Source organism: Streptomyces sp. CB02400, assembly GCF_001905725.1.
GTDB lineage: Bacteria > Actinomycetota > Actinomycetes > Streptomycetales > Streptomycetaceae > Streptomyces > Streptomyces atrovirens.
Genome location: NZ_LIWB01000002.1, coordinates 176,639 through 198,860 on the forward strand (window position 1 = coordinate 176,639; position 22,222 = coordinate 198,860).

Consider the following 22,222-nt stretch of genomic DNA (forward strand, 5'->3'; position numbering starts at 1 on the left):
TGTTAGCCTGAAGCATGAATATATTAGGAAGAGGTCAGTGAATGATGTCTGGGAAGGCCTCGGTGATGATTTCGATCAGTGCGCGAGCGCCTTCGGCGTCGAGCTGAACACTTTGACTGATCTTGTTAGGGATTTCACGGTCGGCGGATCCGTAGGTGTCTAGCTGAAGGACGCGACGCCCCTCGATGGTAAACGTCCGGTAACCGCATGTGACCGGGCCGTGGATCTTCTGGGTGTCAGAGGGGACCTGCTGGAACTCCTTGATCAAGGCCATGTGCACACCTTGCCAGGTGCCTAGGGAGCCTTCAACTGTCGAGTCTGCACTGTGTATCTGGGACTATCGTGCTCGTTCACAGCTCAGCGGATCACTGCCTCTGTCGGTATCGACTTCAACTCGCTCCGGGTCAGGGTGAGGGAGCACTGGCTTCGGAGTCATGCCACACCTCCGAGTGTTCGTTGTGGCATCTCACAGAAACGCCGCCACTCCCATGGTCATGCCGAGCGGCACGATGAAGACCCCCAGGTCATGTTTGCCGTCGCCGAATACGACACCTCCCCCTGCCGCCCATCCTTCGTGTGGACGACCACCATCCGGCGCGGTTCCCCGGGTCGTACCGGAGGGCGATCGGGATGCCGGCGTGCAGGGGGGACACCCTCGAACGCCTCGCCCGTGGTTCAGGCGGAATGACCGACTCAGTCCGCGCGGGGATCGAGGGACCGTGCGATGAGCGCGGCGATGCCGCCGAGTTGTCCGGCCTGTTCCTCGGTGAGTTGGTCGAAGACGTGTTCGCGCAGGGTCGCGTAGTAGCCGGGTGCCGCCTGCGCGTACTTCAGGGATCCCGCCTCGGTCAGCGACGCGATCGTGACGCGGGCGTCCGAGGGGTCCTGCTCGCGCACGAGCCAGCCCTGTCTCTCCAGCCGGGAGGCGATGCGGGACAGGTGTGACGGGGTGACCCGGGACAGTTCGGCGAGGGAACTCATGGTGTGCGCGCGGCCCCGGTGCTGCGTCAGGCACCACAGGATCAGGAACTCGTGATGGCTCAGTCCCTGCTGCTTGAGCCGTCCGTCCAGTGCCGCCGGAAGCCAGAGGAGCACCGACAGCAGCGACTCCCACGTCTCCGCCTCGGCCGGGACGAGCTCATGATTCGCTTCCACGCTCGCGATCGTAGCGCGAGGGCACTTTCCGCAGTAAGTGACTCACAGGTACTTGCCATGGAAAGTTTTGAACTCTAAGTTAATTTCCGCTGCAAGTGAATGCCGAGCAAGGAGCGACTGATGCGTGTTGCCCGCTACCACGACTACGGCCCCGCCGACGTACTCGTCATCGAGGACGTCCCGGAGCCGCACGCCGGTCCCGGTGAGATCCGTATCCAGGTCACCGCGGCCAGCGTCAACCCGGTCGACTGGAAGCTGCGTTCGGGGGAGGTCCGCGCCCACTTCCCGGTCGACTTCCCGGCGATCCCCGGTCGCGACGCCGCCGGTGTGGTGGACGAGGTCGGTGAGGGCGTCACCGATGTCGCCGTCGGTGACCGGGTCTTCGGCCTCGGCGGCATCTTCGGAGCGACCGCGCAGTACGCCACGCTGACCGCCTGGGCCCCGGTGCCGGAACCGTGGACGCTGGAGCAGGCCGCCGGAGCCGGGCTGGCCGTCGCCACCGCGGGCCGGGGGCTCGACGCGCTCGGCGACCTGTCCGGCCGCACGCTGCTGATCGAAGGAGCCGCCGGTGGTGTGGGCAGTGCCGCCGTCGCCATGGCGGTGGCCCGCGGCGCCACCGTCATCGGCACGTCGAGCACGGGCAAGCACGCTTATCTGCGCACGCTGGGGGCCCTGCCCACCACCTACGGCGAAGGGTTGGCCGATCGAGTCCGCGAACTCGCCCCGGCGGGAGTGGACGCCGTGTTCGACATGGCCGCCTCCGGCTCGCTCCCCGACCTCGTCGCCATCGCCGGCGACGCGGACCGCGTCGTGACGGTCGCCGACGCGGCACGCGAGGACCGACTCGGAGTACGGCACCTCTACGCGGAGAACGACGCCACGGTGCTCGCGGAGGGCGCGGCGCTGGGCGGCCAGGGCAGGTTCACGCCCCACCTCGCCGCGACCCACCCGCTGGACGAGATCGCCGAAGCGCACCGGGAGGCCGAACGCGGCCACACCCAGGGGAAGATCGTCATCACCCTGTAGCGGCGACCGCTGCCCGGGCGCGACCGTCCCGCCCGCGGCGGCGTCACGACGGGGCGGGGCGGGTGCGGCCGGGCGCCCACCGGCCGCATGCCGCGTAGCGGGCGTCGGCCGTGTGGCAGACGGCGGTCGGCGGGTACGGCACCTTCCCCGGCCGTCCGTCCTTGGTGTACGGCCGGTGAGCGACGGAAACCCGGTGGTCCTGCCGATCTCTGAACCGTAATACTCGACGTCCATGACGCGTGATGACACCACCGGAGACATCCCGGTCAATCCGGCGTTACGCCGGATTCTGGCGCGGGCCGACGGGCCGGAGCTGCTGGAACTGCTGGCCGACGGGTTGTCGGGCGCGGATCTGACCACCTTGCTGCTGGAGGTGTTCCGGCGCCGGGCGGACCGGCTCTCGCCGGCCGACGTGATGCGGCGCTATCGCAGTGACCGGTTCGTGGCCCCGGCGCCGGTCGGGTTCGCCGCGCTGCGTCGCGCCGAGGACGTGCTGGTGTCGGCGTTGCCCGACGGCTTCGAGGTCCTCGTGCTCGCCCCGGTGGTGCCACTGGCCACGCACTCGGCCGTGGCGACCGTCGATCCGCGCAAGGTGATCGCGACTGTCCGGGGCAGTGAGGTGGCCGCCGATCCGACGAACGCACTCGCGCTGGAGGCATCGCACCGGCGAGCTCTGGCCCTGGCCGCCGACCCTCGCTCGAACGTGCCGGTCCGGCTGGCGGCCAGTCAGCGGGTGGTGCGCGCCCAGAGCTTCAAGGGCCCGGGGAACCTCGCCCACTTCCAGCTCTTCGGTCTGGTGACGGCCGGCCGGGACACCGGCAACCGGCTCTTCGAGCACCAGCACCTGACCGAGCACCTGAGGTTCGCCGCCCGGGTCATGGCCGGCATCGGGGCACAGGACACACGGATCGGACTGACCTTCCTGGACGACGCGCCCGGTCCGACCCTCGAGCGGGTGCGTCACGACCTCGCCGGGCTGCCGCGGGTGGAAGTGTGCGAGGACCCCGACCGGGCCACCGGACGCGGCTACTACACCGGCGTCTGCTTCAAGATCTGCACCAGTATCGGAGGCAACCGGTTGGAAGTCGGCGACGGTGGCTTCGTCCCATGGAGCCGACTGCTCACCGGTAACCGCAAAGAACGCCTACTGATCAGCGGATTCGGTGTGGACCGCCTCGCCGAGGCCCTGACGTAGCGGTCGACCCCGGACGGCATCGGAGATCGAGTTCCCGGATCGGCCGGGCCGCCGCATCGACGGACCGCCGCATCGCCTGCGGTACGAAGCGGGCAGTCCGAGGGGCTAGATCACGGCCCTTTCTTCGGTGACCATGACCGCCACCGAATTCATGTCGATGAACTTGCTCTCGTCCGGGTTCACCAGTTCCCTGTAGTTCTCGGACGTGAAGAAGGCGTCGTGATCCGCCCAGCTTTCGAACCAGATCTCAGTGAGGCCGTCGTAGGCGGGGCCCGGGTAGCCTTCGGCGGGGACCGGGTGGGAGACGGTGTACTTCTTCACGTACCGCTGGGCTTCCGGAATGGAGGTGAACAGCGGGGCGTGGCGGTCCCGGTGGTGCTCGACGAATTCCTCGAAGGTCATCCCGTCGATGCGGTTTATCATGAAGGCGAACTTGATCACGGGCTTCTCCTTTTCGTGTTCACGGACGCGAGGGAGGGCGGCCGGACGCGCCGGCGGTGGGGCGTGAGCCGTGGGGTCAACCTAGGCGCTCACATCGATGTCAGGGGCAAGTCGCTGTGACCCGGAGCACACGGGGGTGGGATGCGGATCGGTGAACTGTCCGCCCGGACGGGAGCGAGCCGTCGATCGCTGCGCTACTACGAGCAGCAGGGTCTACTGGTCAGTGCGAGGTCCCCCAGCGGCCAGCGGTGTTACGACGACGATCACGTCCGGCGGGTGGCGCTGATCCAGACGTTCCTGGCCGCCGGGATGTCCAGCAGGACCATCGCCCAGTTGGTCCCCTGCATGGCGCAGCCCGACGCGGACAGGGCCCGGCAGGCCTTGGCCGTCATGGATCGGGAGCGGATTCGTCTTTCGTCCGCGATCGACAGCCTGGCCGCCGCCAGAGAAGCGCTTGATCACCTGATTGGCGCCAATCGGGACTTTCTGGCGGACGCGGCGGGTGATTCGACCTCGGAGCAGCCGGAGCAGCCGGAGCAGCCGGAGCAGTCGGGTCGACAACCTGGTTCTCCTCCGGTGAGATGCTCCGGGCTGCGCGGTTCGCGCTCAAAAGCTTTCCCCGGCTGACGTCTTCCGCCGGGCGCCGCCTTCCCGAAGGTGATATGGGTGATATCTGCCGTAAGCTCTCTTTTGGTTCCCTCGTGCCACCCAACGCACCGAAATGCAATCGTCAGTTGATCCCCGACACCGTGGCGGGGGATACTGCCCGGCGATGCGTGTTCCCGGCCGAGTGGCACTCGCTTCAATATCCTCCCGTGCGGCTCGTCGGAGGCCATCTACCCAAAGATTACTGGGCAGTTGACCTCGGGGTTTCGTGGTAGCGTTCTTGTTCGGAGGGACAGTGCAACCTGAAAGGGAAATCGTGAACACGGAGAAGATCGCCGCTCGCCGCCTTTCGCTGGAAGAGGTGACGAAGCTCGGTGTGAAGGACAGGATCTTCGTTTCCGCCGACACGGCAGAACTCAAACTTCCCGACTGCTATGTCCCTGCTTTTCTGACCAAGTCCGGTGAGGCTTTCGAGGGCGGCTCGATCACGGCGAGAACCGTATTCCAGGAAGAGGTCTCCTGCCTTCCCGACGACGAGAACGAAGCCGGAATCTACCTGGCCGACGAGAACGGCTCGGTGACCATCGAGGTCCTCCAGTCCGCCGGTGTCGTGCTGGACCTGGCGCTTTTCGTCCCCGGTGGGGACAAGGGGTCCCTCTCGGCCCTTTACGCTGCGGCCCGGCAGGCGTTCGGCGCCGACGTCGTGCAGATCTGGCGCCAGGGCCTCAAGGAGGTTCCCGACGTGAAGGTCGACATCTTCGAGGAGCAGATTCCCCGGGGGCGCAAGGGGGGCGACAACCCCAAGCGTGACCGTCGCGCGATCGACACCTACCCCACCCGTGCGGACTTCATCGAGTTCTCCGCGGGGTGGAAGCCGGTCGTCGAGATCCACAAGCCGGTTGTTGACGACACCCCGACCATCTGAGGTGGCGTCACCTCTCGTCTCGGCCTGAGGGAACGTCGGGAACGCATGCGCCGGACCCGGTCGGCCGGCTCCGCCCGACGGTGCGTGGAGACGCAGGCTGCCGAGGCGCAATGGACATGAGGCGGGAACCGTCCGCTCGCGTTCCCTTCACCGCGAGTGGTCACGAACGAGTGGTCACGAACGAGTGGTCACGAACGAGTGGTCACGAACGAGTGGTCACGAAGCGGACGCCCGCCGACTGCGCCGAAGCCCTGAGGGGACCGGTTCGGGGCGGTCGGCGCCCGGGTGCCCGGCGCCAAGGTGGGAAGTGAGGAAGCGGGCGGCGCGGTCGAGTGCGGCGTCCGCCTCGTCGAGGCGGCCGTAGTGGTGCTGGAAGACGTGGGGGAGGCCGGGCCCGACTTCGAGCGTGACCTCGACGCCGTCGGCGCCCGCGCGGCCGGCCAGCCGGACCGCGTCGTCGAGCAGTATCTCGTTCGCCCCGACCTGTACGAGGAGCGGGGGCAGTCCGGTGAGGTCGGCGAAGACCGGGCTGACCAGGGGGTGCGCCCGGTCGTCCGCGCCGGCGTAGAGATCGGCGTAGGCGCGCACGTCGGCCTCGGTGAAGATGGGGTCGGCCTCCTCCTTGGACCGGATGCTTGCTCCGGAGAGGGTGAGGTCGGTCCAGGGGGAAAAGACGACCACGGCGGCCGGTTGCGGCAGCCCGGCCTCCCGGGCCGCGAGCAGCGTGGCGATGCTCAGGCCGCCACCGGCGGAGTCGCCGGCCAGGACGAGGTCCCGTGGGTCGGTACCCGCTGCCAGCAGCTCGGGGTAGGCCGCGAGCCCGTCGTCGACGGCCGCGGGGAAGGGGTGCTCGGGCGCCAGTCGGTAGTCCACCGACACCGCCCGCAGCCCGGCACGGCGGGCCAGTTCGCCGACCAGTCCCGCATGGGTGTCCGGTGAGCCGATGACGTAGCCGCCGCCGTGCAGGTAGAGCAGCAGGCCGTGGGCGGAGGCCTCGGCCTGCTGCAGCTCCAGGGTCGGCCGCCCGCCCAGGACGGTCCTGCGGGTGACCACGTCCTCCGGCGCGGGGCGGGTGAGCGCCGCGCTGAAATCGCTGCGCTGCTGCTCGGGAGTGGGTCGCGTCTCGCTGCGCGGGGCGGAACGGAGTACGGCGTCCAGGGCGTCGCGCTGCTGTCGGGACATGTGGGGCCTCCATGAGTCGGATGCGAGGATGGATTCCTGGGAATCCATCTGTCCGATCCCAACCGGATTCCGGGGAAGATGATTCCCAGGAATCTATTGGAGGCTGGTGTGAGTCACATCACTTCGATCTTCACCGATCTCGTCCGCGTCGAGACCCGGCTCTACAACGCCGTGAACGCCCGGCTGCGCGCCGAACGAGGACTGGGGCTGGGGCAGTTCGAGTTCCTGGAGATCATCGACCGCGTGCCGGGGTGCCGCGTGCTCGACATCGTCGGCGAACTGGCGATCACCGTGGGGGCCGTCAGCAAGGCGGTCGACCGGCTGGTGGCCGCGGGCTGGTGCCTGCGGGTCGCGCACCCCCAGGACCGTCGCTCGTCCGTCCTCCGCCTCACCTCCGAGGGCGAGCGGCAGCTGGCCGCTTCCCGCCCCCTTGTCGAAAGCGAACTCGCCTCACTGACCGAGGCGGTTCCCCCTGACGACCTGACCCGCATCGCCTCGACCCTGGCCGCCCTTCGCGCGACCTTGGAGGCGGGCTCCCACGGCAGGCCGGGCTGAGGGGAGGCGACGGGGAAGGGGGCGCGGCGGCAGGGGAGAATGAGGTCATGGCGAAGTGCAAGAAGTGCGGTGCTCGGAAGCGTAGTTGGCCCCGTTCCTGCTCCCGGTGCCGCTCGAAGACTGACTGGACGGAGCCTGCCGCGGACGCCGCTGACCTTGCTTCGGGGGCAGGGCTGTTCGGCTGGCTCTGGCGAGGGGTCAAGGGGGTTGTGCGGCTGGTGCTGCGCACGGTCGACTGACCGGACCCGGCGGACGCGTTCGGGCCATGAGGTCTTTGCCGGGACGAACCGGATGAACCAGGTGAAAGCGACCCCGGGTGACTCCGAGGCCATCGACATCGATCAGGGCGCGGGGACGCGCGGCGACTCCGGGAGTCCGGCGGTCAGCCGGGCCCGCGTCCTGGACGCCTCGCCCCGAAGCCGCCACAGGAACGCCACCGCCCTGAACACGGGACGGGCCCGGACCGCACGCCCCGGGAGGTGTAGAACCGCCCCCACCGCTCACCCGGCCCCCACGGGACTCACGTACGACGGAGGGAGTCGGCCGTGCGGCAGAAACCGCCCGAGGGCACCGCGGAGATCCTCTTCATCGGCAACGCCACCCTGCTGATCCGCTACGGGGAGCTGACGCTGCTGACCGATCCGAACTTCCTGCACCGCGGGCAGTTCGCCCACCTCGGCTACGGGCTCCGCTCGCGCCGGCTGACCGAGCCCGCCGTCGACGTGGCGGACCTGCCCCACGAGGACCTGGACGCCGTCGTGCTGTCACACCTGCACGGCGATCACTTCGACCGGGTGGCCCGGCGCGGGCTGGACCGGGGCCTGCCGTTCGTCACCACCCCGCACGGTGCCCGTCTGCTGAAGGGGCTGTACGGGTTCCGCCGCGCCACCGGGCTGCGTACCTGGCAGAGCCGCACCCTGCGGCACGGGGACTCCTCCGTGCGCGTCACCTCGCTGCCGGGCCGCCACGCGCCCGGCCCGCTGCGGGCCCTGCTGCCGCCGGTGATGGGCAGCCTGCTGGAGTTCGGCGACCGCTCGGGGGAGATCCGGCTGGTTCTCTACCTGTCCGGCGACACCCTGATGTACGACGGGCTGCGTGAGATCGCCGTGCGGTACCCGGACATCCACCTGGCCGTCCTGCACCTCGGCGGTACGACCCTGCCCGGCGGCCTGGTGGTCACCATGGACGCCGGGCAGGGCGCCGACCTGCTCGACCTGCTGCGCCCGCGACGCGCGCTGCCCGTGCACCACAGCGACTACACGGTCTTCCGCTCCCCGCTGGAGGACTTCCTCGCGGAGGCGGGGCGCCGGGGACACCAGGCGCGCCTGGTGCGGTGCGCCCCGGGGGAGCGGGTGACCGTCGGCGCCCGGGCCACGGCCTGACCCGCACGTCTCCACCCACGGGACGGGTCAGTGCGACAGCACGGCCGTGAACGTCGGGCGACGGTCCGCCGGTCAGGTCCGTGCCCGGCCCCGGCGTTCCCGTCCGCCGCGCTCGGCCAGTGCCCGGAGGCAGGCCGGGTCCTCGTCGGCCACGAGGCTCCCGCGGGCCGTTACAGGAACGCCCCCACCCCCATGGCCATCCCGAAGAGCACGAAGAAGACGCCCCAGGCCATGTTGGCGGTCGCCGAGTACGAGACGTTTCCCGGGCGTCCGTCCTTCGTGTGGACGACCACCACCCTCCTCGGGTCCCCCGGGTCGTAGCGCAGGACGACCGGGACGCCGGCGTGGAGGGGGTGGGACTCGTGGTTGAGGGGGGCGCGGCGGTAGGTCTGGGTGGGTGGGGCGTCGAGGTTGTTCACGGGTGGGGCCTGGTAGCGGACCTGGGGCGGGTGGGTCGTCGGGCCCTCGCGGCGGGCGCTGCGGGCGACCTCGCCGCGGGTGCGTTTGCCCCGGACGCCGAGGCGGCCGAGGGCCCGGCGCCGGCGCAGGGCGCCGCGCAGGATCGCGATGCCCAGGGCCGTCGCGCCGATGGCCATGACGAGTGTGATCGTGAGCCATGGCTGATCCATGTGGCCTCCCCCGGAGCCGACTCCAGCTCTCCTCGGAGACGGATGCGGTCATGCGGTGGTTCCCCGGGACAGAGCCCCGTCCGCCCCGCCGTGGACTCACACCGGTCCGGCGCACGGCGAACCGGCATCGGTCCGGGACAGCGCGATCACATGATCCCGGTCGTCGAAGCGCAGGGAGACCGTGTAGTCCTCGCGGCGTGCGTGAATGCCGTTCCGGTTGTCGTCCCGGACCTGGAAGTCGTGGTGCCTGAGGTATCCCTCGGCCACCAGCCGCGGGAAGGAGGCGAAAGACTCACGGACGCGGCACCCGCCTGCCGCGGACGGCCCAGCGGGTCGGCATCGCCGTGGCCGAGGAACCGCTCCTGCCCGCGGCGACGTGTCGGGCGGTCGGCTCCGGGTGTGTGATCAGGCGGAGTTCTCCCCGGGGCGGGGTCCGTGGTCCAGGCAGCAGCGGACGAAGTCCTGGACGACGGGATCGGTGTCGTCGGCGGGGGACCACGCGACGCCGACCCGACTGGGGCTGATGCCGCTGACGGGGCGGTAGGTCACGCCGGGGCGGGCGTAGAAGCGGGCGGCGGACGCGGGGGCGAAGGCGATGCCGTAGCCGTTGGCGATCGCGCTGAGCCAGTCGTCCGGCTGATCGGTGACGGCGCCGATGGTGACCGGGTGGCCGTCGCGTTCGTCGACGGCCAGCCAGTGGTCCCGCCACCAGCCGGACTCGGGCGGGGCGGCCACGAACGGTTCGTCCCGCAGATCGTCGAAGGCGATCAGGTCGCAGGTCGCCAAGGGGTGTCCCGTGGGGAGGGCGACCCAGCGGGGTTCGGTGAACAGCACCGCCGTCCGCAGGGCGTCCTGGCCGGGGAAGGGCATCCGCAGCAGGGCGACGTCGACGTCCCCGTCGGCGAGTCCGGCGCTCGGGTTCGACCAGGTGGCCTGCCGCATGTCCGCCCGCCAGCCCGGCCGGCGTCGGGCGAACTCCGTGATGATGCGCGGGGTCGCCTCGTTGGCGGCACTGGCCAGGAAGCCGACCCGCAGCACGCGGGCTGCCCGGCCGGCCGCGCTCTTGGCCTCCCGCAGCACCTGGTCCCAGTCGGCCAGCAGGCCGGGCACCCGCTCCGCCAGGGCCCGGCCCGGCTCGGTGAGGGCCATGCCGGTGCGGGACCGGGTGAACAACCGCACTCCGAGCCGGGTCTCCAACTGCTTGATCTGCTTGGTGAGGGCCGGCTGGGACACGAACAGTCGTTCCGCGGCACGGGTGAGGGTCCCCTCCTCCGCCACGGCGACGAAATAGCGCAGCAGCCGAGTGTCCACATCCATGCCGTCAGGTTATAGGTGCAGGTATTGGCCGTGGCTCCGAGGCTCGGGGAGGCTTGACGCAACGATCGGGCGGCGGCCCGCCCACGCCCGCCGCGCGGTCGGCCGAAGGGGGAGTCGTACCGAAGGGGGGCCATATGTCCACCGCCTACGTGATCGTCACCGTCATGACGGTCATCGCCAACGCCGCGATCTCCGTCGCGGACTTCATGAGGGCCGGGTTCGTCCTCGCCAACTCGGCCGAGGCCGGTGTCCCGCGGCCCTGGCTGCCTTGGCTCGGCGCGCTCAAGGCCGCGGGAGCCGCCGGGCTCCTGCTCGGGCTCCTGGGCGTCCGGTTCATCGGCGTCGCCGCCGCGACGGGGCTCGTCCTGTTCTTCATCGGCGCCGTCGCCGCGCACATCCGGGCCCGCGTCTACCACAACATCGCGTTTCCCGGCGGCTACCTGGGTCTGGCCACCGCGTCCCTCGTCCTTGCCGCCGCGCGATAGACGCCGCCGAGTGGTCGGCAGTGGCAGTGGCAGTGGCAGTGGTAGTGGCAGCACCTGTGTGCCCGTACGCCCGGACCTGGCGGACGGGCGCACAGTCCGTCGATCCGGCGGTCCGTCAGCCGGCGCCGTGGCATTCGCCGTACGTCCGTCCCGAACCGCACCAGCACGCCGCCGACCGCTCCGGCGGCCACGCCACCGCCCGGCCCCGGGCCGCCAGCGTCGTCGCGTACTGCGGGAGCAGGGCCGGGTCCGCGGGGGAGGCGAGCTCCGAGGCGGCGAACGCCTCGTACGACGGGACCGTGCCCGTGACGATGCCCAGGTTCGGGGTGCCGGACCCGGCCAGTTCGCGCAGGGCCTCCTCTATCGAGGCCAGGTGCTCCTCGTGCGTCGGGTACTCCTCCGCCAGCGTCGGGTACGCCGACAGCAGTTCCGCCAGTTCGCCGGCCGGCCAGTGGAGCACCGCCACCGGGAACGGGCGGGACAGCGCCTCCCGGTACGCGCCCAGCTCCGCGCGCAGGCGGACGATCTCCGCCTCCAGCTCCGCCGGGTTCTCCGAGCCCAGGGACCACACGCGCTTCGGGTCGTGGAGTTCGTCCAGGGTGATCGGGAGGGTGTGGACGGTGTCCGCGAGCGCGTCCCACTCGTCGTGCGCCGCGCCGAGCATCCTGCGCACGCGGTGGCGGCCGAAGAGGAGCGGGTGGGTGGCGCGCGGGGGCTCCTCGACACCGGTCAGGAGGAGGCGTACCGCCTGCGTGAACGTCTCGTGCGCCTGTTCCAGCTCGTCGTGCGCCTCCAGGGACTCCGCGACGATCACCCAGGGGGCCGCGTCGCGCGGGGCGGCCGTGCGGATGCCGGTGATGATCGCGCGGGCCTCCGCCTCGTGGCCGTACTCCCAGAGGTTCGAGGCCTTGAGGGCCCGTACCAGGTACGGGTCGTCCAGCTCCTGGGAGGAGGCCAGCAGGCGGTCGTAGAGGGCGGTCGCGGCGGGGCGGTCGCCGGAGAGCTCGCGGTGGGCGGCGGCCCGCAGGAGCAGGGCCTCGGCGTCCTCGGGGTAGAGGTCGGCGGTCCGCTCCAGGCGGGCGGCTTCGGCGGTGTGGTCGACGTTTTCGGCAGGCGTGTCGGGGCGCATGGGTGACACCGTACTGCCGACGGGTGACAGAGGTGAGGGAGCAGGGGGCGCGCGGGTTGTTCCCGGCCCGCTCGCGGAGCCCTGCGATCCGTACGGCGAATGTCCGGTCGGCGGAACCGTTGTGCCGTGCCGGACGTTGTGATGTTGCGGTGGCCGGACTCGATCCGGTACGACCGGTGATCCGGTACGACCGGTAACCCGGTACGACGCCGGTACGGTAGGTGCGACGGGACGAGGGGAGGGGGCGGCGAGTGATCCGTCATCGGGTGACCGTGCGTTCCGCCTTCGCCGTGCTCCTGCCGCTGCTCCAGGCCGTCCTGCTCCTGCTGCCGGCCGCCGGTGGGCTCTCCGTGGTCGACGTCGCGCTCGCCGCGACCGCCGCGGCCGGTGCCGCGCTCGCCGTCTGCGCGCTCCTCGCCGCCCGCTGCGTGCCCGCCGTGGCGCCCACGCGGGTGCGTACGGCGATACGCGACCGTGACCGGCGTACGGCCTTCCTGCCCCAGCGCGACCCCGACGCCAAGGGACGCACCAGACCCCGGGCACCGGGACACGCCCTCCCGGCGACCGCCGCGTAGGGCGCTTCTTCCGTACGTTCACCACGCCCCGCTGCGGGTCGTCATGCCGCCATCCGTACTTCCGGCACGACGAGACCCCCGGAGGGCTCACCCATGTCCGTCTTCGCCAGCCTGGTCGAGCACCTGGCCGACCTGCTCCAGCCGCTGTTCGGCGTCTCCGCGGCGGCTGCCGCGATCGTTCTGTTCACCGCCTTCGTGCGACTCCTCGTCCACCCCCTGTCCCGGGCCGCCGCGCGCGGACAGAAGGCGCGGGCGGCGCTCCAGCCGCGCATCGCCGAGCTGCGGCGCAAGCACCGCCGTCATCCGGAGAAGTTGCAGCAGGCCGTGATGGAGCTGCACGCGCGGGAGAAGGTGTCTCCGTTGTCCGGGTGCCTGCCCAGCCTGCTCCAGCTGCCCGCGTTCTTCCTGCTGTACCACCTGTTCTCCAGCGAGACGATCGGCGGGCGGACCAACGAGCTGCTCGGGCACCGGCTGTTCGAGGCGCCGCTCGGCGGCCGGTGGGCGGACGCGCTCGGGGACGGCGGGGTGTTCGGCGGGGCCGGGCTCGTGTACGTCGGGCTGTTCGCGGTCGTCACCGTGGTCGCCTGGTTCGGGTACCGGCTGTCCCGGCGGATGATGGCCGCCAACCCCGCGATGCCCGCGGCCGGTGAGGGGGAGCAGGTGCCGGGGCTGGGGGCGGTGACCAAGGTGATGCCGTTCATGTCGTTCTTCACGCTCGTCACCGTCGCCGTCATGCCGCTGGCGGCCGCGCTGTACATGGTGACCAGTACGACGTGGAGCGTGGTGGAGCGGGCGGTGCTGTACCGCTGAGCGCGGGGCGGGCACGGTCCAGTACGTGAACGGGGTATTGCGGAGTGGAACGGCACCTTGGAGGATCGACCAGTCCTCCGATGGCTGCGTCTCGCCGCAACCGGGCCGTGCCCATCGGGCGGGCCCGCGATCGAGGGAGACGTGAATCATGAAGCTGCTGCGAGTCGGCACGGTGGGACAGGAGCGGCCCGCGCTGCTCGACGACGAGGGGATCCTGCGTGACCTGTCGGGTCTCGTCGGGGACATCGACGGGGCGCTGCTCGCCGACGAGGCCGCGCTCGGACGGATCCGGGCCGCCGCCGACAGCGGGGAGCTGCTCGCGCTGGACGGGGAGGGGCTGCGGGTCGGGCCGCCGGTGGCGCGGATCGGGAAGATCGTCTGCATCGGGCTGAACTACCACGACCACGCCCGCGAGACGGGGGCCGAGCCGCCCGCCGAGCCGGTCGTCTTCTTCAAGGCGGCGGACACGGTCGTCGGGCCGGACGACACGGTGCTGGTGCCGCGCGGGTCGGTGAAGACCGACTGGGAGGTCGAACTGGCGGTCGTGATCGGGCGTACGGCGCGGTATCTGGAGTCGGCGGAGGACGGGCTCGCGCATGTCGCGGGGTACGCCGTCGCGCACGACGTCTCCGAGCGGGAGTTCCAGATCGAGCGGGGCGGGACCTGGGACAAGGGGAAGAACTGCGAGACGTTCAATCCGCTGGGGCCGTGGCTGGTGACGGCGGACGAGGTCGGGGACCCGCAGGACCTGTCGCTGCGGCTGTGGGTCAACGGGGAGCTGAAGCAGGACGGGACGACCGCCGAGCAGATCTTCCCGGTGGGCGAGGTCGTGCGGTACGTCAGTCACTTCATGACGTTGTATCCCGGTGACGTCATCAACACCGGGACGCCGGCGGGGGTGGCGCTGGGGAAGCCTGAGCCGAAGCCGTTCCTGCGGGCGGGGGACGTGGTCGAGCTGGAGATCTCGGGGCTCGGGCGGCAGCGGCAGGAGTTCAAGGACGCGTAAGCGCTCCGCTGGGGAGGGGGGCGACTACGGGGTGGGGAGCTGCGGTTCGCCGTCGGCCGCGGGTGCGTCGTGGCTGGTCGCGCCCGCGCGGCGGAGCCGCATGTGGACACAGCTCCGCGCCCCTCGGGTGGGTCGACTCGCGTCAGTGGGGAAGCGGGGCGGTGACTGGCTTCCCGCGCCCCTTTTCCCGCATCCATAGCACTGTGTTATCGCCAAGTGTTAGTACCCCGTTCGGGGTTCCTCCGGGATTCTGGGCGTGCTCATGACGAACTTGCCGTCGGCGGGCGGCGGTTCGTCATGGGCGCGGCCCATGGGGCCGTCGACCCCCACACGCACACGTCCAGGCGACGTGTCTCCCCGAATCGAGGAACCTTGCGCATAACAAGGCTCGTTCCCGCTCTCGCCGCAGCGGCGGTCTCCGTCCTCGCGCTTCTCGTCCCCACCGCCACCGCCACCGCGGCACCGGCACCCCCGACCACCAAGGCCCCGCAGCCCATCATCGGCGGCGGATACGCCTCCAGCGGTCCCTGGGCCGCCCGGCTGTTCTCCAACGGCAGGGAGACCTGTTCGGCCACGATCATCGCCCCGACCTGGATCCTCACCGCCAAGCACTGCGTCACCGGCGGCGGACTGTCGTTCCGCATCGGCAGCCTGGACCAGCACAGCGGCGGCACCGTGGCCAACGGCGTCCAGACCTACACCCACGGCGCGGACCTGGCGCTCGTCCGCCTCGACCGTTCCGTGTCGGCGACCTACGCCAGACTCGGGCAGCCGGGCACCGTGCGCGTCGGACAGAACGTGCAGGTGTACGGCTGGGGCGCCACCTCCCGGTGCGGCTCGGAGGCCAACTGCCAGTCCCGCTACCTGAAGGTCGCCAACGTCACGGTCACCAGCGGCTGCAGCGACGCCTACGGCGGCTCCGCCATCTGTGCCCGCCGGGGCGACGGCATCACCGCCGGCGGCGACTCCGGCGGCCCGATGATGGCGAACGGCGTCCAGGTGGGCGTCGCCTCCACCAGCGACCGCCAGACGACCACGGCGTACACCAACGTGACGGCGTACCGCTCCTGGATCCAGTCGGTCGCCGGCGTCTGAGCCGTCCGTCCCCGCCCCTTCCCCGTCCCGGGCGGACACCGGGCCCTCACCGCGTCGCGGCGAGGGCCCTTCGCGGCAGGACGGTCCCAGTGCCTCAGTCCGACGCGGCGGGCCCGCGGTCGGCCAGGAACCGCTCCAGGGCCTCCACCACGAAGCGGTGGTCCTGGAGTTGGGGGAGGCCCGAGACCGTCACCGCGCCGATCACGCCCACGCCCTCGACGGTGATCGGGAACGAACCGCCGTGCGCCGCGTAGGTGTCCGGGTCGAGCCGCGAGGAATCCTCGAACGTCGTGCCCTTGGCGCGGTGGCGGGCGCCCACCAGGTAGGAGGCGGAGCCGTAGCGTTCGACGACCCGGCGCTTGCGGGCGATCCAGGCGTCGTTGTCGGGGGCGGAGCCGGGCAGGGCGGCGTGGAAGAGCTGCTGGCCCGCGCGGTGGATGTCGATGGCGACGGGGGCCTGGCGCTCGCGCGCCATCTCCACCAGCAGGGAGCCGAGCGCCCACGCGTCGTCGTGCGTGAACCGCCGGAAGACCAGGCGGCGTTCCTGCGCCTCCAGCTCCTCCACGCCCGGGGTGAGTTCCGGGTTCTGCTTCGGGGTGGTCACAGCGTCACCGTCACCTTCTCCAGGGCCGAACGCCGCGCGGCCTCCAGTACGTCCAGGGCGGCGGCCGCCTCCCGCGCGGTCACCGGGTTGGGGGCGCCGGCCAGCAGGGCCTTCGCCACGGCCGCGTAGTAGGCGGGGTAGTCGCCCGGGAGGGTCGGTACGGGGCTGCCGCCGCCGGTCACCGGGGACTCGCCGGCACCGACGCGGCCCCACAGCTCCTCGGGTTCCACGCCCCAGCCGGCACCGGGGCGCAGGCCGTCACGCAGGGCGGCCTCCTGGGGGTCGAGGCCGTGCTTGACGTAGCCGGCCTTCGAGCCCAGGACGCGGAAGCGGGGGCCGAGCTGGGCCGTGGTCGCCGAGACGTAGAGGTGGGAGCGGACGCCGTTCGCGTGCGTCAGCGCGATGAACGTGTCGTCGTCGGTCCGCGCGCCGTCGCGCCGGATGTCCGCCTCGGCGTAGACGGCGGTCACCGGGCCGAAGAGGACCAGTGCCTGGTCGACGACATGGCTGCCGAGGTCGTAGAGCAGACCTCCGATCTCTGTGGGGTCGCCGGACTCCCGCCAGCCGCCCTTGAGCTGCGGGCGCCAGCGCTCGAAGCGGGACTCGAAGCGGTGGACGTCGCCGAGTCCGCCCTCGTCGATCAGCTTGCGCAGGGTGAGGAAGTCGTTGTCCCAGCGGCGGTTCTGGAAGACGGAGAGGAGCAGGCCGCGCTCCTCGGCGAGGTCCGCCAGTTCGCGCGCCTCGGCCGCCGTGCCGGAGAGCGGCTTGTCGACGACGACCGGCAGACCGGCCTTCAGGGCGGTCGTGGCGAGCGGGACGTGCGTCTTGTTCGGGGACGCGATGACGATCAGGTCCAGTTCGCCGGCGCGGGCGAACAGCTCGTCCGGGGTCGCGGCGACGCGTACGTCCGGGAACCCGTCGCGGGCCTGCCGTTGCCGCTCGGGGTTCGAGGTGACCACCGTGTCGAGCGCGAGGCCCTCGGTCGCGGCGATCAGCGGGGCGTGGAACACGGAGCCCGCGAGGCCGTAGCCGACGAGGCCGACGCGGAGGGGAGTGCCAGTCATGGCTCTACTTTCGCAACGCTGTTGCCAAAGTGCAAGCAGCGGAGAGAATGGGCGGGTGAACAGGACGAACGACGGCATCGGCGGGGCGTACGGGGCGCACGGGGTGCACGGGGCCCCGCTGGGGGTGAACCTGCTCGCCCTGCGCAGCCACAACACCGCGCTCGTGCTCGACCTGCTGCGGACCGCGGGAGCGGAGGGGATCAGCCGACTGGAGCTCGCCGAGCGGACCGGGCTCACCCCGCAGGCGGTCAGCAAGATCACGACCAGGCTGCGGGCGGACGGGCTGGCGGCCGAGGCGGGGCGCCGGGCGTCCACGGGCGGAAAGCCGCGCACGGTGCTGCGGCTGGTCCCGGAGGCGGGGCACGCGGTGGGCGTCCACCTGGACCGGGACGAGGTGCGGGCGGTGCTGGTCGACCTGGACGGGACGGTGGTGGACCGGAGGCGGGCACCGCTGGATCTGGGCGCGGGGGAGACGGCGGTACTCGCGCGGGTGGCCGGGGTCGTCGAGGCGCTTCGGGTGCCGGGGACGACCGGGGCGGACCGGGCTCCGCTCGGGGTCGGGGTCGCGTTGCCCGGGCCGCTCGACCACGAGAAGGGTGTGCTGCACCGGGTCACCGGCTTCCCCGAGTGGGACGGCTTTCCGCTCCGGGACGCGCTGGCGCGGCGGCTCGGTGTGCCGGTGGTCGTCGACAAGGACACCAATGCGGCGGCGTTGGGGCTGGCGGTCGGCGGGGAGGGGGGTTCCTTCGCCTATCTGCACCTCGGTACGGGGCTGGGGGCGGGGCTGGTGATGGGCGGGAGTGTGTACCGGGGGGCCAGGACCGGTGCGGGGGAGTTCGGGCACCAGGTCATCCAGTTGGACGGGCGGCTGTGCACCTGCGGGGCGCGTGGGTGCGTCGAGGTGTTGTGTCTGGACGCTGTCGCTCGCGGCGATCTCGCCGAGGCGGCGAGGGTGTTGGGGGCGGGGGCGGCGAATCTTGTCGGGCTGCTCGACATCGATCTGGTTCTTCTCGGCGGGCGTACCGTCGCTGCCGCGCCCGAGGCGTTCGTGCGGGGGGTCGGGGCGGTTCTCGCCGCGCGGGCTCGGCGGGAGGGTGGGGGTGGGGGTGACGGGGGTGTGCCGGTGCGGGTCGCGCCCGGTGGGGTGCAGGGGGTTGCGGAGGGGGCGGCTCAGTTGCTGTTGGCGCCGTTGTTCGGGCGGGGCGATGCCTGACCGGAGGGGGCCTCGGCCCCCTCCGGTATCAGACTTGGTTCGGCCTTGGCGTGGCTGACGGGCGGAGGTGTCACTTATCAGCGCTTGCCAGGTGCCGCTGCGCCCACCCGTGCCGCCCTGGGGGTACCTCCCAGGCCCTTAAGGCACTGGGGGAGGCACGATTGCCCGCAGCTGCGTCGCCCGCAGCTACGTCACCGCGCAGGCGTCGCCGTTGAGCATGAAGCGGGGTGGTGGGATCGTTTCGCCTGTGTGTTGGGCGAGGTAGCCCAGCGTGATGCTCGCGCCCGGCGCGATGGTGGCGTTGTGGGGGGCGTTCGTCGCCGTGACCGTGTTGCTCAGCTGGGTGAGGGTCGTGTTCCAGTCGGAGATGATCGTCTGGTCCAGGGTCAGCGGGAACTCGAGTGTCCAGCCGTCGACCGGGGTGTCGCCGGTGTTGGTGACGGTGAGGTCGACCGTCATGCCGGTGCCCCAGGCCGTCACCGTACGGTCCACCCGGCAGGTGGGTTCCTCCCGCGAGAAGGACACCTTGTGCAGGCCGCCGGGCAGGTCGTTGACCATGTAGAACTCCCCGTCGACGGTCGTGCCGACCGTCGTCACCTGCGTGGGCGTCTCGCCGATCTCGGCCTGCTCGTAGCCGCCCCGTCCGTCGGGCCGCAGCGCCCAGACCGTGGACGAGCAGTAGTCGGTGGCGATGTACGTGCCGCCCACCAGGTCGGCGTACTCCCGGCCCCGGTACACGTGCCCGCCGATGACCGAACAGCCGCCGGTGTAGGGGGAGTAGGTGAAGACCGGCTCGGTGTACTCCCCGCCGGGCTCGCAGTCCCCGTCCGTGAACTTCTCCAGGCCCTCGTAGCAGGACCAGCCGAGGTTCAGTCCGCCCCGGCCGGGAGCGAGATGGTTGATCTCCTCCCAGTGGCCCTGGCCGACGTCGCCGATCCACATCGAGCCGTCGGCCCGGTCGAAGGAGAACCGCCACGGGTTGCGCAGTCCGTACAGCCAGATCTCCCCGCGGGCGCCGGGCGTGTCCACGAAGGGGTTGTCGGAGGGGACGCAGTACGCGAGTGAGCCGCACGCGCGGCTCACGTCGATCCGCATGATCTTGCCCAGCAGGGTGTCCAGCCGCTGTCCGGAACGGAAGGGGTCCCCGGAGCCGCCGCCGTCGCCGATGCTCCAGTACAGGTTGCCGTCGGGGCCGAAGGCGAGCTGGCCGCCGTTGTGGTTGCTGTACTCGGCGTGCTCCTGGGAGAGCAGGGGCTCCAGGCGGGAGTCGTCGAGCCGGTAGCGGGCGAGGGTGACCGCGCCGTCGGGCAGCGCCGTGTACGCCAGGTACAGGTCCTGGCTGTCGGCGAAGTCGGGCGGGATCGCGATGCCGAGCAGGCCGCGCTCGTTGCCCGACTCGTCGACGGCCGAGGTGATGTCGATCAGCGGGGTGCGCTCCAGGCCGGTGTCCGGGTGGTAGACGCGGACGGTGCCGGACTTCTCGGTGATGAACAGCCGGTCGGTGCCGTCGTCGGGGGCGGCGATGGCGGTGGGCCGTCTCAGCCCGAAGGCGACCTGGGTGGTGGTCGCCTTGAGCGAGGGCAGGGGGACGACGGACGCGTCCTCCTCCGCCGCCGCGGTGGCGGACGGGACGAGGGCCGGCAGCACCGCGAGCAGGGTGCACAGGACGAACGCCAGACGGAGCCGCACCCTAAGGGCATGTATATGACAAACCACGATCTCCTTCTTTCCGCGTGCTGTCGGCGACCGATGAACGGGGCTGTGAGGGGCACGGGCGGTCGTGGGAGCGCTCCCGCCATCTCAGGCTGCGGCGCACACGCCACAGCGGCAACACGTGTTTGCGCCACTTTCGCGCCGCCTGGCGCAAACACCGTCCCTGCCCCACCGCCGCCACCGAACCGTCCGTCCGCCCATCCACCCGCGAGCCGAGCCGTATCCGGCATTCCCTCAAGATCCGGGTCTGTTTAGGCTGAGGCGCACGCAGGACCGCGTACGGCAGGAGATCCCGCACATGGCAGACCGCAAGCCGATCGAATCGTGGCTCACCGACATGGACGGGGTGCTGATCCACGAGGGCGTACCGATCCCCGGCGCCGACGCGTTCATCAAGAAGCTGCGCGACTCCGGGAAGCCCTTCCTGGTCCTCACCAACAACTCGATCTACACCCCGCGCGACCTGCACGCCCGGCTGCGCCGCATGGGTCTGGAGGTGCCGATCGAGAACATCTGGACCTCCGCCCTCGCCACCGCCAAGTTCCTGGACGACCAGCGTCCGAGCGGTTCGGCGTACGTCATCGGCGAGGCCGGTCTGACCACCGCGCTGCACGACATCGGCTACATCCTCACCGACCACGAGCCCGACTACGTGGTCCTCGGGGAGACCCGTACGTACTCCTTCGAGGCCATGACGAAGGCGGTCCGCCTGATCAACGACGGCGCCCGCTTCATCTGCACCAACCCCGACGAGACCGGCCCCTCCACCGAGGGCCCGCTCCCGGCGACCGGCGCGGTGGCCGCGCTCATCACCAAGGCGACCGGCAGGCAGCCGTACTTCGCGGGCAAGCCCAACCCGCTGATGATGCGCACCGGCCTCAACACCATCGGGGCCCACTCCGAGAGCAGCGCGATGATCGGCGACCGGATGGACACCGACGTGCTGGCCGGCATCGAGGCCGGGATGCAGACGTTCCTGGTGCTCACCGGGCTGACCCGGACCGAGCAGGTGGAGAACTGGCCGTACCGGCCGTCCAAGGTCGTGGACTCCATCGCGGACCTCGTCGACCTGATCTGACACCGACGTTCACCCGTACGGAGTAATTGCCGCGCTCACGAGGATGCGGCCCCGGACCCCGCGCGGGACCCTCCAGATGTCTGGAGGTGCACGATGGGTTCCGACGAGGAACGCTGCCCGTCCGGCACCGGGCGGCTGCTCGCCGGTGTGGCCTGGGTGGTGCTGCTGCTCGGGCTGTGGCTGTGGGGCCGTGAGCGGAGCGACGTACCCGCCGGGATGTCCGGGACCGCCACCGGTGACATGGCGGCGGCCGGACGACCTCCCCGGGTCGAACTGCCGCCCGCGCACCACCCCCTGGCCGCCGCGGCGCCGCGGCGCCTCGACATCCCGGCCCTCGGCCTCCACGTACCGGTGGTGGCCGACGGGCACGGCCGGCCGGGCACGGTCGGCCGGCCCGCGGACGGGGTGACACCGGGGGAGCCCGGTACCGCGCTGCTGGTGGGGTCGGCCGCCCTCCGCCCCGTGGACGCGCTCGAGCCCGGCCAGGAGATCCGGGTGGCCCGCGCGGACGCCGGGGCCGCCGAGTTCACCGTGGAGGACGTCCAGGTCCTCTCCCACTCCCCCGAACGGTTCGACATCCGGCAGACCCCTGAGCCGCGCCGCGAGGGACGGGCCGAACTCCGGCTGGTCGCCTGCGCCGAGCCCCCCGACCGGACCACCGGCGGCTGCACGGCCGACGTCATCGTCTCGGCGTATCTGACCGCGACCGGACCCTGAGCCCCGGTGCCCGCCGCCTGGCCCGGCCGGCGACCCGCTCCCCGGTGCCCGCCACCTGGTCCGGCCGGCGACCCGCTCCCCGGAGGCCGCCGACCGGGCCGGTCCTCGACCGCGCGGGGTCCGGGCCGCGGGAGTGACCCGGCGACCGGCGCGGGAGGCCGCGATGGCCCGTGGTGCGCACGACTCCAGAACGAAAGACGTGCCGGGCCCAGGGGTGATTGACGCCAGGTCCCGGTCCGGTCGCGGTCCGTGATCCCCGCAGGTGGCCCCCGCCGGCGGCCTCGCCACCGGCCCGTACGGCATGACCGGGAGCGCCTGTG

General features: G+C 71.4%; 25 protein-coding genes. 14 read left to right on the plus strand and 11 right to left on the minus strand.

The genetic code is table 11. The features are described from left to right. Positions 1–34: 34 nt before the first annotated feature. Together AMK33_RS05935 and AMK33_RS05940 are read right to left on the minus strand one after the other, a co-directional pair. Positions 35–274: a hypothetical protein gene (locus tag AMK33_RS05935; RefSeq protein WP_073931669.1), complete on the minus strand. Its 240-nt coding sequence runs from the start codon at positions 272–274 to the stop codon at positions 35–37. Positions 275–693: 419 nt separating this feature from the next. Next, on the minus strand, positions 694–1,155 hold the full coding sequence (locus tag AMK33_RS05940; RefSeq protein WP_079194761.1) for a MarR family winged helix-turn-helix transcriptional regulator: 462 nt from the start codon (positions 1,153–1,155) through the stop codon (positions 694–696). 120 nt (positions 1,156–1,275) lie between these two features. On the opposite strand from AMK33_RS05940, the gene AMK33_RS05945 reads away from it, so the two are divergent. Both AMK33_RS05945 and AMK33_RS05950 read left to right on the plus strand, forming a co-directional pair. After that, positions 1,276–2,181, plus strand: a complete 906-nt coding sequence (locus tag AMK33_RS05945) for an NADP-dependent oxidoreductase (RefSeq protein ID WP_073931671.1) — start codon at positions 1,276–1,278, stop codon at positions 2,179–2,181. 232 nt (positions 2,182–2,413) lie between these two features. Beyond that, positions 2,414–3,376 (plus strand): hypothetical protein, encoded by a 963-nt coding sequence (locus AMK33_RS05950; RefSeq protein ID WP_073931672.1) that lies wholly within the window; start codon positions 2,414–2,416, stop codon positions 3,374–3,376. A gap of 105 nt (positions 3,377–3,481) precedes the next feature. Here the strand turns inward: AMK33_RS05950 and AMK33_RS05955 are convergent, their stop codons facing one another. After that, entirely contained in the window at positions 3,482–3,817 is a 336-nt protein-coding gene (locus AMK33_RS05955; RefSeq protein WP_073931673.1) for an EthD domain-containing protein, read from the minus strand. 141 nt (positions 3,818–3,958) lie between these two features. Between AMK33_RS05955 and AMK33_RS05960 the strand changes: the two genes are divergently transcribed. Both AMK33_RS05960 and AMK33_RS05965 read left to right on the plus strand, forming a co-directional pair. After that, a complete protein-coding gene (locus AMK33_RS05960) occupies positions 3,959–4,444 on the plus strand; it encodes a MerR family transcriptional regulator (RefSeq protein WP_079194762.1) in 486 nt (161 codons plus the stop codon). Positions 4,445–4,739: 295 nt separating this feature from the next. Then, positions 4,740–5,348, plus strand: a complete 609-nt coding sequence (locus AMK33_RS05965; RefSeq protein WP_073931674.1) for a hypothetical protein — start codon at positions 4,740–4,742, stop codon at positions 5,346–5,348. Positions 5,349–5,564: 216 nt separating this feature from the next. Here the strand turns inward: AMK33_RS05965 and AMK33_RS05970 are convergent, their stop codons facing one another. Beyond that, complete coding sequence (locus AMK33_RS05970; protein ID WP_073931675.1) at positions 5,565–6,530, minus strand: alpha/beta hydrolase; 966 nt, start codon at positions 6,528–6,530, stop codon at positions 5,565–5,567. 108 nt (positions 6,531–6,638) lie between these two features. Between AMK33_RS05970 and AMK33_RS05975 the strand changes: the two genes are divergently transcribed. Further along, on the plus strand, positions 6,639–7,085 hold the full coding sequence (locus AMK33_RS05975; protein ID WP_073931676.1) for a MarR family winged helix-turn-helix transcriptional regulator: 447 nt from the start codon (positions 6,639–6,641) through the stop codon (positions 7,083–7,085). A gap of 545 nt (positions 7,086–7,630) precedes the next feature. Next, a complete protein-coding gene (locus AMK33_RS05985; protein WP_073931678.1) occupies positions 7,631–8,467 on the plus strand; it encodes an MBL fold metallo-hydrolase in 837 nt (278 codons plus the stop codon). 170 nt (positions 8,468–8,637) lie between these two features. Here the strand turns inward: AMK33_RS05985 and AMK33_RS05990 are convergent, their stop codons facing one another. From AMK33_RS05990 to AMK33_RS05995, 3 genes are all read right to left on the minus strand, one after another. Further along, positions 8,638–9,096, minus strand: a complete 459-nt coding sequence (locus AMK33_RS05990) for a DUF3592 domain-containing protein (protein WP_073931679.1) — start codon at positions 9,094–9,096, stop codon at positions 8,638–8,640. Positions 9,097–9,192: 96 nt separating this feature from the next. Next, positions 9,193–9,363 carry a hypothetical protein gene (locus tag AMK33_RS42380; protein ID WP_158075112.1) on the minus strand — a complete coding sequence of 57 codons (171 nt, stop codon included), beginning with the start codon at positions 9,361–9,363 and terminating at the stop codon, positions 9,193–9,195. A gap of 138 nt (positions 9,364–9,501) precedes the next feature. After that, the gene (locus AMK33_RS05995) at positions 9,502–10,413 is read right to left on the minus strand and encodes a LysR family transcriptional regulator (RefSeq protein WP_073931680.1); all 912 of its coding nucleotides are present in this window, start codon (positions 10,411–10,413) and stop codon (positions 9,502–9,504) included. 134 nt (positions 10,414–10,547) lie between these two features. Between AMK33_RS05995 and AMK33_RS06000 the strand changes: the two genes are divergently transcribed. Next, positions 10,548–10,898, plus strand: coding sequence for a DoxX family protein (locus AMK33_RS06000; protein ID WP_073931681.1), 351 nt, complete (start codon positions 10,548–10,550; stop codon positions 10,896–10,898). Between the two features lie 115 nt (positions 10,899–11,013). Here the strand turns inward: AMK33_RS06000 and AMK33_RS06005 are convergent, their stop codons facing one another. Beyond that, the gene (locus AMK33_RS06005) at positions 11,014–12,027 is read right to left on the minus strand and encodes an SEC-C domain-containing protein (RefSeq protein WP_073931682.1); all 1,014 of its coding nucleotides are present in this window, start codon (positions 12,025–12,027) and stop codon (positions 11,014–11,016) included. A 251-nt stretch (positions 12,028–12,278) separates the two neighbouring features. Between AMK33_RS06005 and AMK33_RS06010 the strand changes: the two genes are divergently transcribed. The 4 genes from AMK33_RS06010 to AMK33_RS06025 all read left to right on the plus strand — a co-directional run bounded on the left by AMK33_RS06010 (position 12,279) and on the right by AMK33_RS06025 (position 15,513). Next, positions 12,279–12,602 carry a DUF6412 domain-containing protein gene (locus tag AMK33_RS06010; RefSeq protein WP_073931683.1) on the plus strand — a complete coding sequence of 108 codons (324 nt, stop codon included), beginning with the start codon at positions 12,279–12,281 and terminating at the stop codon, positions 12,600–12,602. A gap of 93 nt (positions 12,603–12,695) precedes the next feature. Continuing rightward, positions 12,696–13,412, plus strand: a complete 717-nt coding sequence (locus AMK33_RS06015; protein ID WP_073931684.1) for a YidC/Oxa1 family membrane protein insertase — start codon at positions 12,696–12,698, stop codon at positions 13,410–13,412. Between the two features lie 148 nt (positions 13,413–13,560). Then, positions 13,561–14,418 (plus strand): fumarylacetoacetate hydrolase family protein, encoded by an 858-nt coding sequence (locus tag AMK33_RS06020; RefSeq protein ID WP_073931685.1) that lies wholly within the window; start codon positions 13,561–13,563, stop codon positions 14,416–14,418. A gap of 372 nt (positions 14,419–14,790) precedes the next feature. After that, positions 14,791–15,513 carry a S1 family peptidase gene (locus tag AMK33_RS06025; protein WP_073931686.1) on the plus strand — a complete coding sequence of 241 codons (723 nt, stop codon included), beginning with the start codon at positions 14,791–14,793 and terminating at the stop codon, positions 15,511–15,513. Positions 15,514–15,607: 94 nt separating this feature from the next. Here the strand turns inward: AMK33_RS06025 and AMK33_RS06030 are convergent, their stop codons facing one another. Together AMK33_RS06030 and AMK33_RS06035 are read right to left on the minus strand one after the other, a co-directional pair. Further along, positions 15,608–16,117: a heme-degrading domain-containing protein gene (locus AMK33_RS06030; RefSeq protein ID WP_073931687.1), complete on the minus strand. Its 510-nt coding sequence runs from the start codon at positions 16,115–16,117 to the stop codon at positions 15,608–15,610. After that, positions 16,114–17,181 (minus strand): Gfo/Idh/MocA family protein, encoded by a 1,068-nt coding sequence (locus AMK33_RS06035; protein WP_073931688.1) that lies wholly within the window; start codon positions 17,179–17,181, stop codon positions 16,114–16,116. Before AMK33_RS06035 ends, AMK33_RS06030 begins: the two co-directional genes overlap by 4 nt. Before the next feature lie 55 nt (positions 17,182–17,236). Here AMK33_RS06035 and AMK33_RS06040 point away from each other — a divergent pair, with 55 nt between their 5' ends. Next, positions 17,237–18,394 (plus strand): ROK family transcriptional regulator, encoded by a 1,158-nt coding sequence (locus AMK33_RS06040; protein ID WP_073931689.1) that lies wholly within the window; start codon positions 17,237–17,239, stop codon positions 18,392–18,394. A gap of 186 nt (positions 18,395–18,580) precedes the next feature. Here the strand turns inward: AMK33_RS06040 and AMK33_RS06045 are convergent, their stop codons facing one another. Next, a complete protein-coding gene (locus AMK33_RS06045; RefSeq protein ID WP_235617991.1) occupies positions 18,581–20,083 on the minus strand; it encodes a PQQ-dependent sugar dehydrogenase in 1,503 nt (500 codons plus the stop codon). A gap of 322 nt (positions 20,084–20,405) precedes the next feature. On the opposite strand from AMK33_RS06045, the gene AMK33_RS06050 reads away from it, so the two are divergent. Together AMK33_RS06050 and AMK33_RS06055 are read left to right on the plus strand one after the other, a co-directional pair. Next, on the plus strand, positions 20,406–21,185 hold the full coding sequence (locus AMK33_RS06050) for an HAD-IIA family hydrolase (protein WP_073931690.1): 780 nt from the start codon (positions 20,406–20,408) through the stop codon (positions 21,183–21,185). A 93-nt stretch (positions 21,186–21,278) separates the two neighbouring features. Beyond that, entirely contained in the window at positions 21,279–21,902 is a 624-nt protein-coding gene (locus AMK33_RS06055) for a sortase domain-containing protein (protein ID WP_073931691.1), read from the plus strand. Positions 21,903–22,222 lie beyond the last annotated feature (320 nt).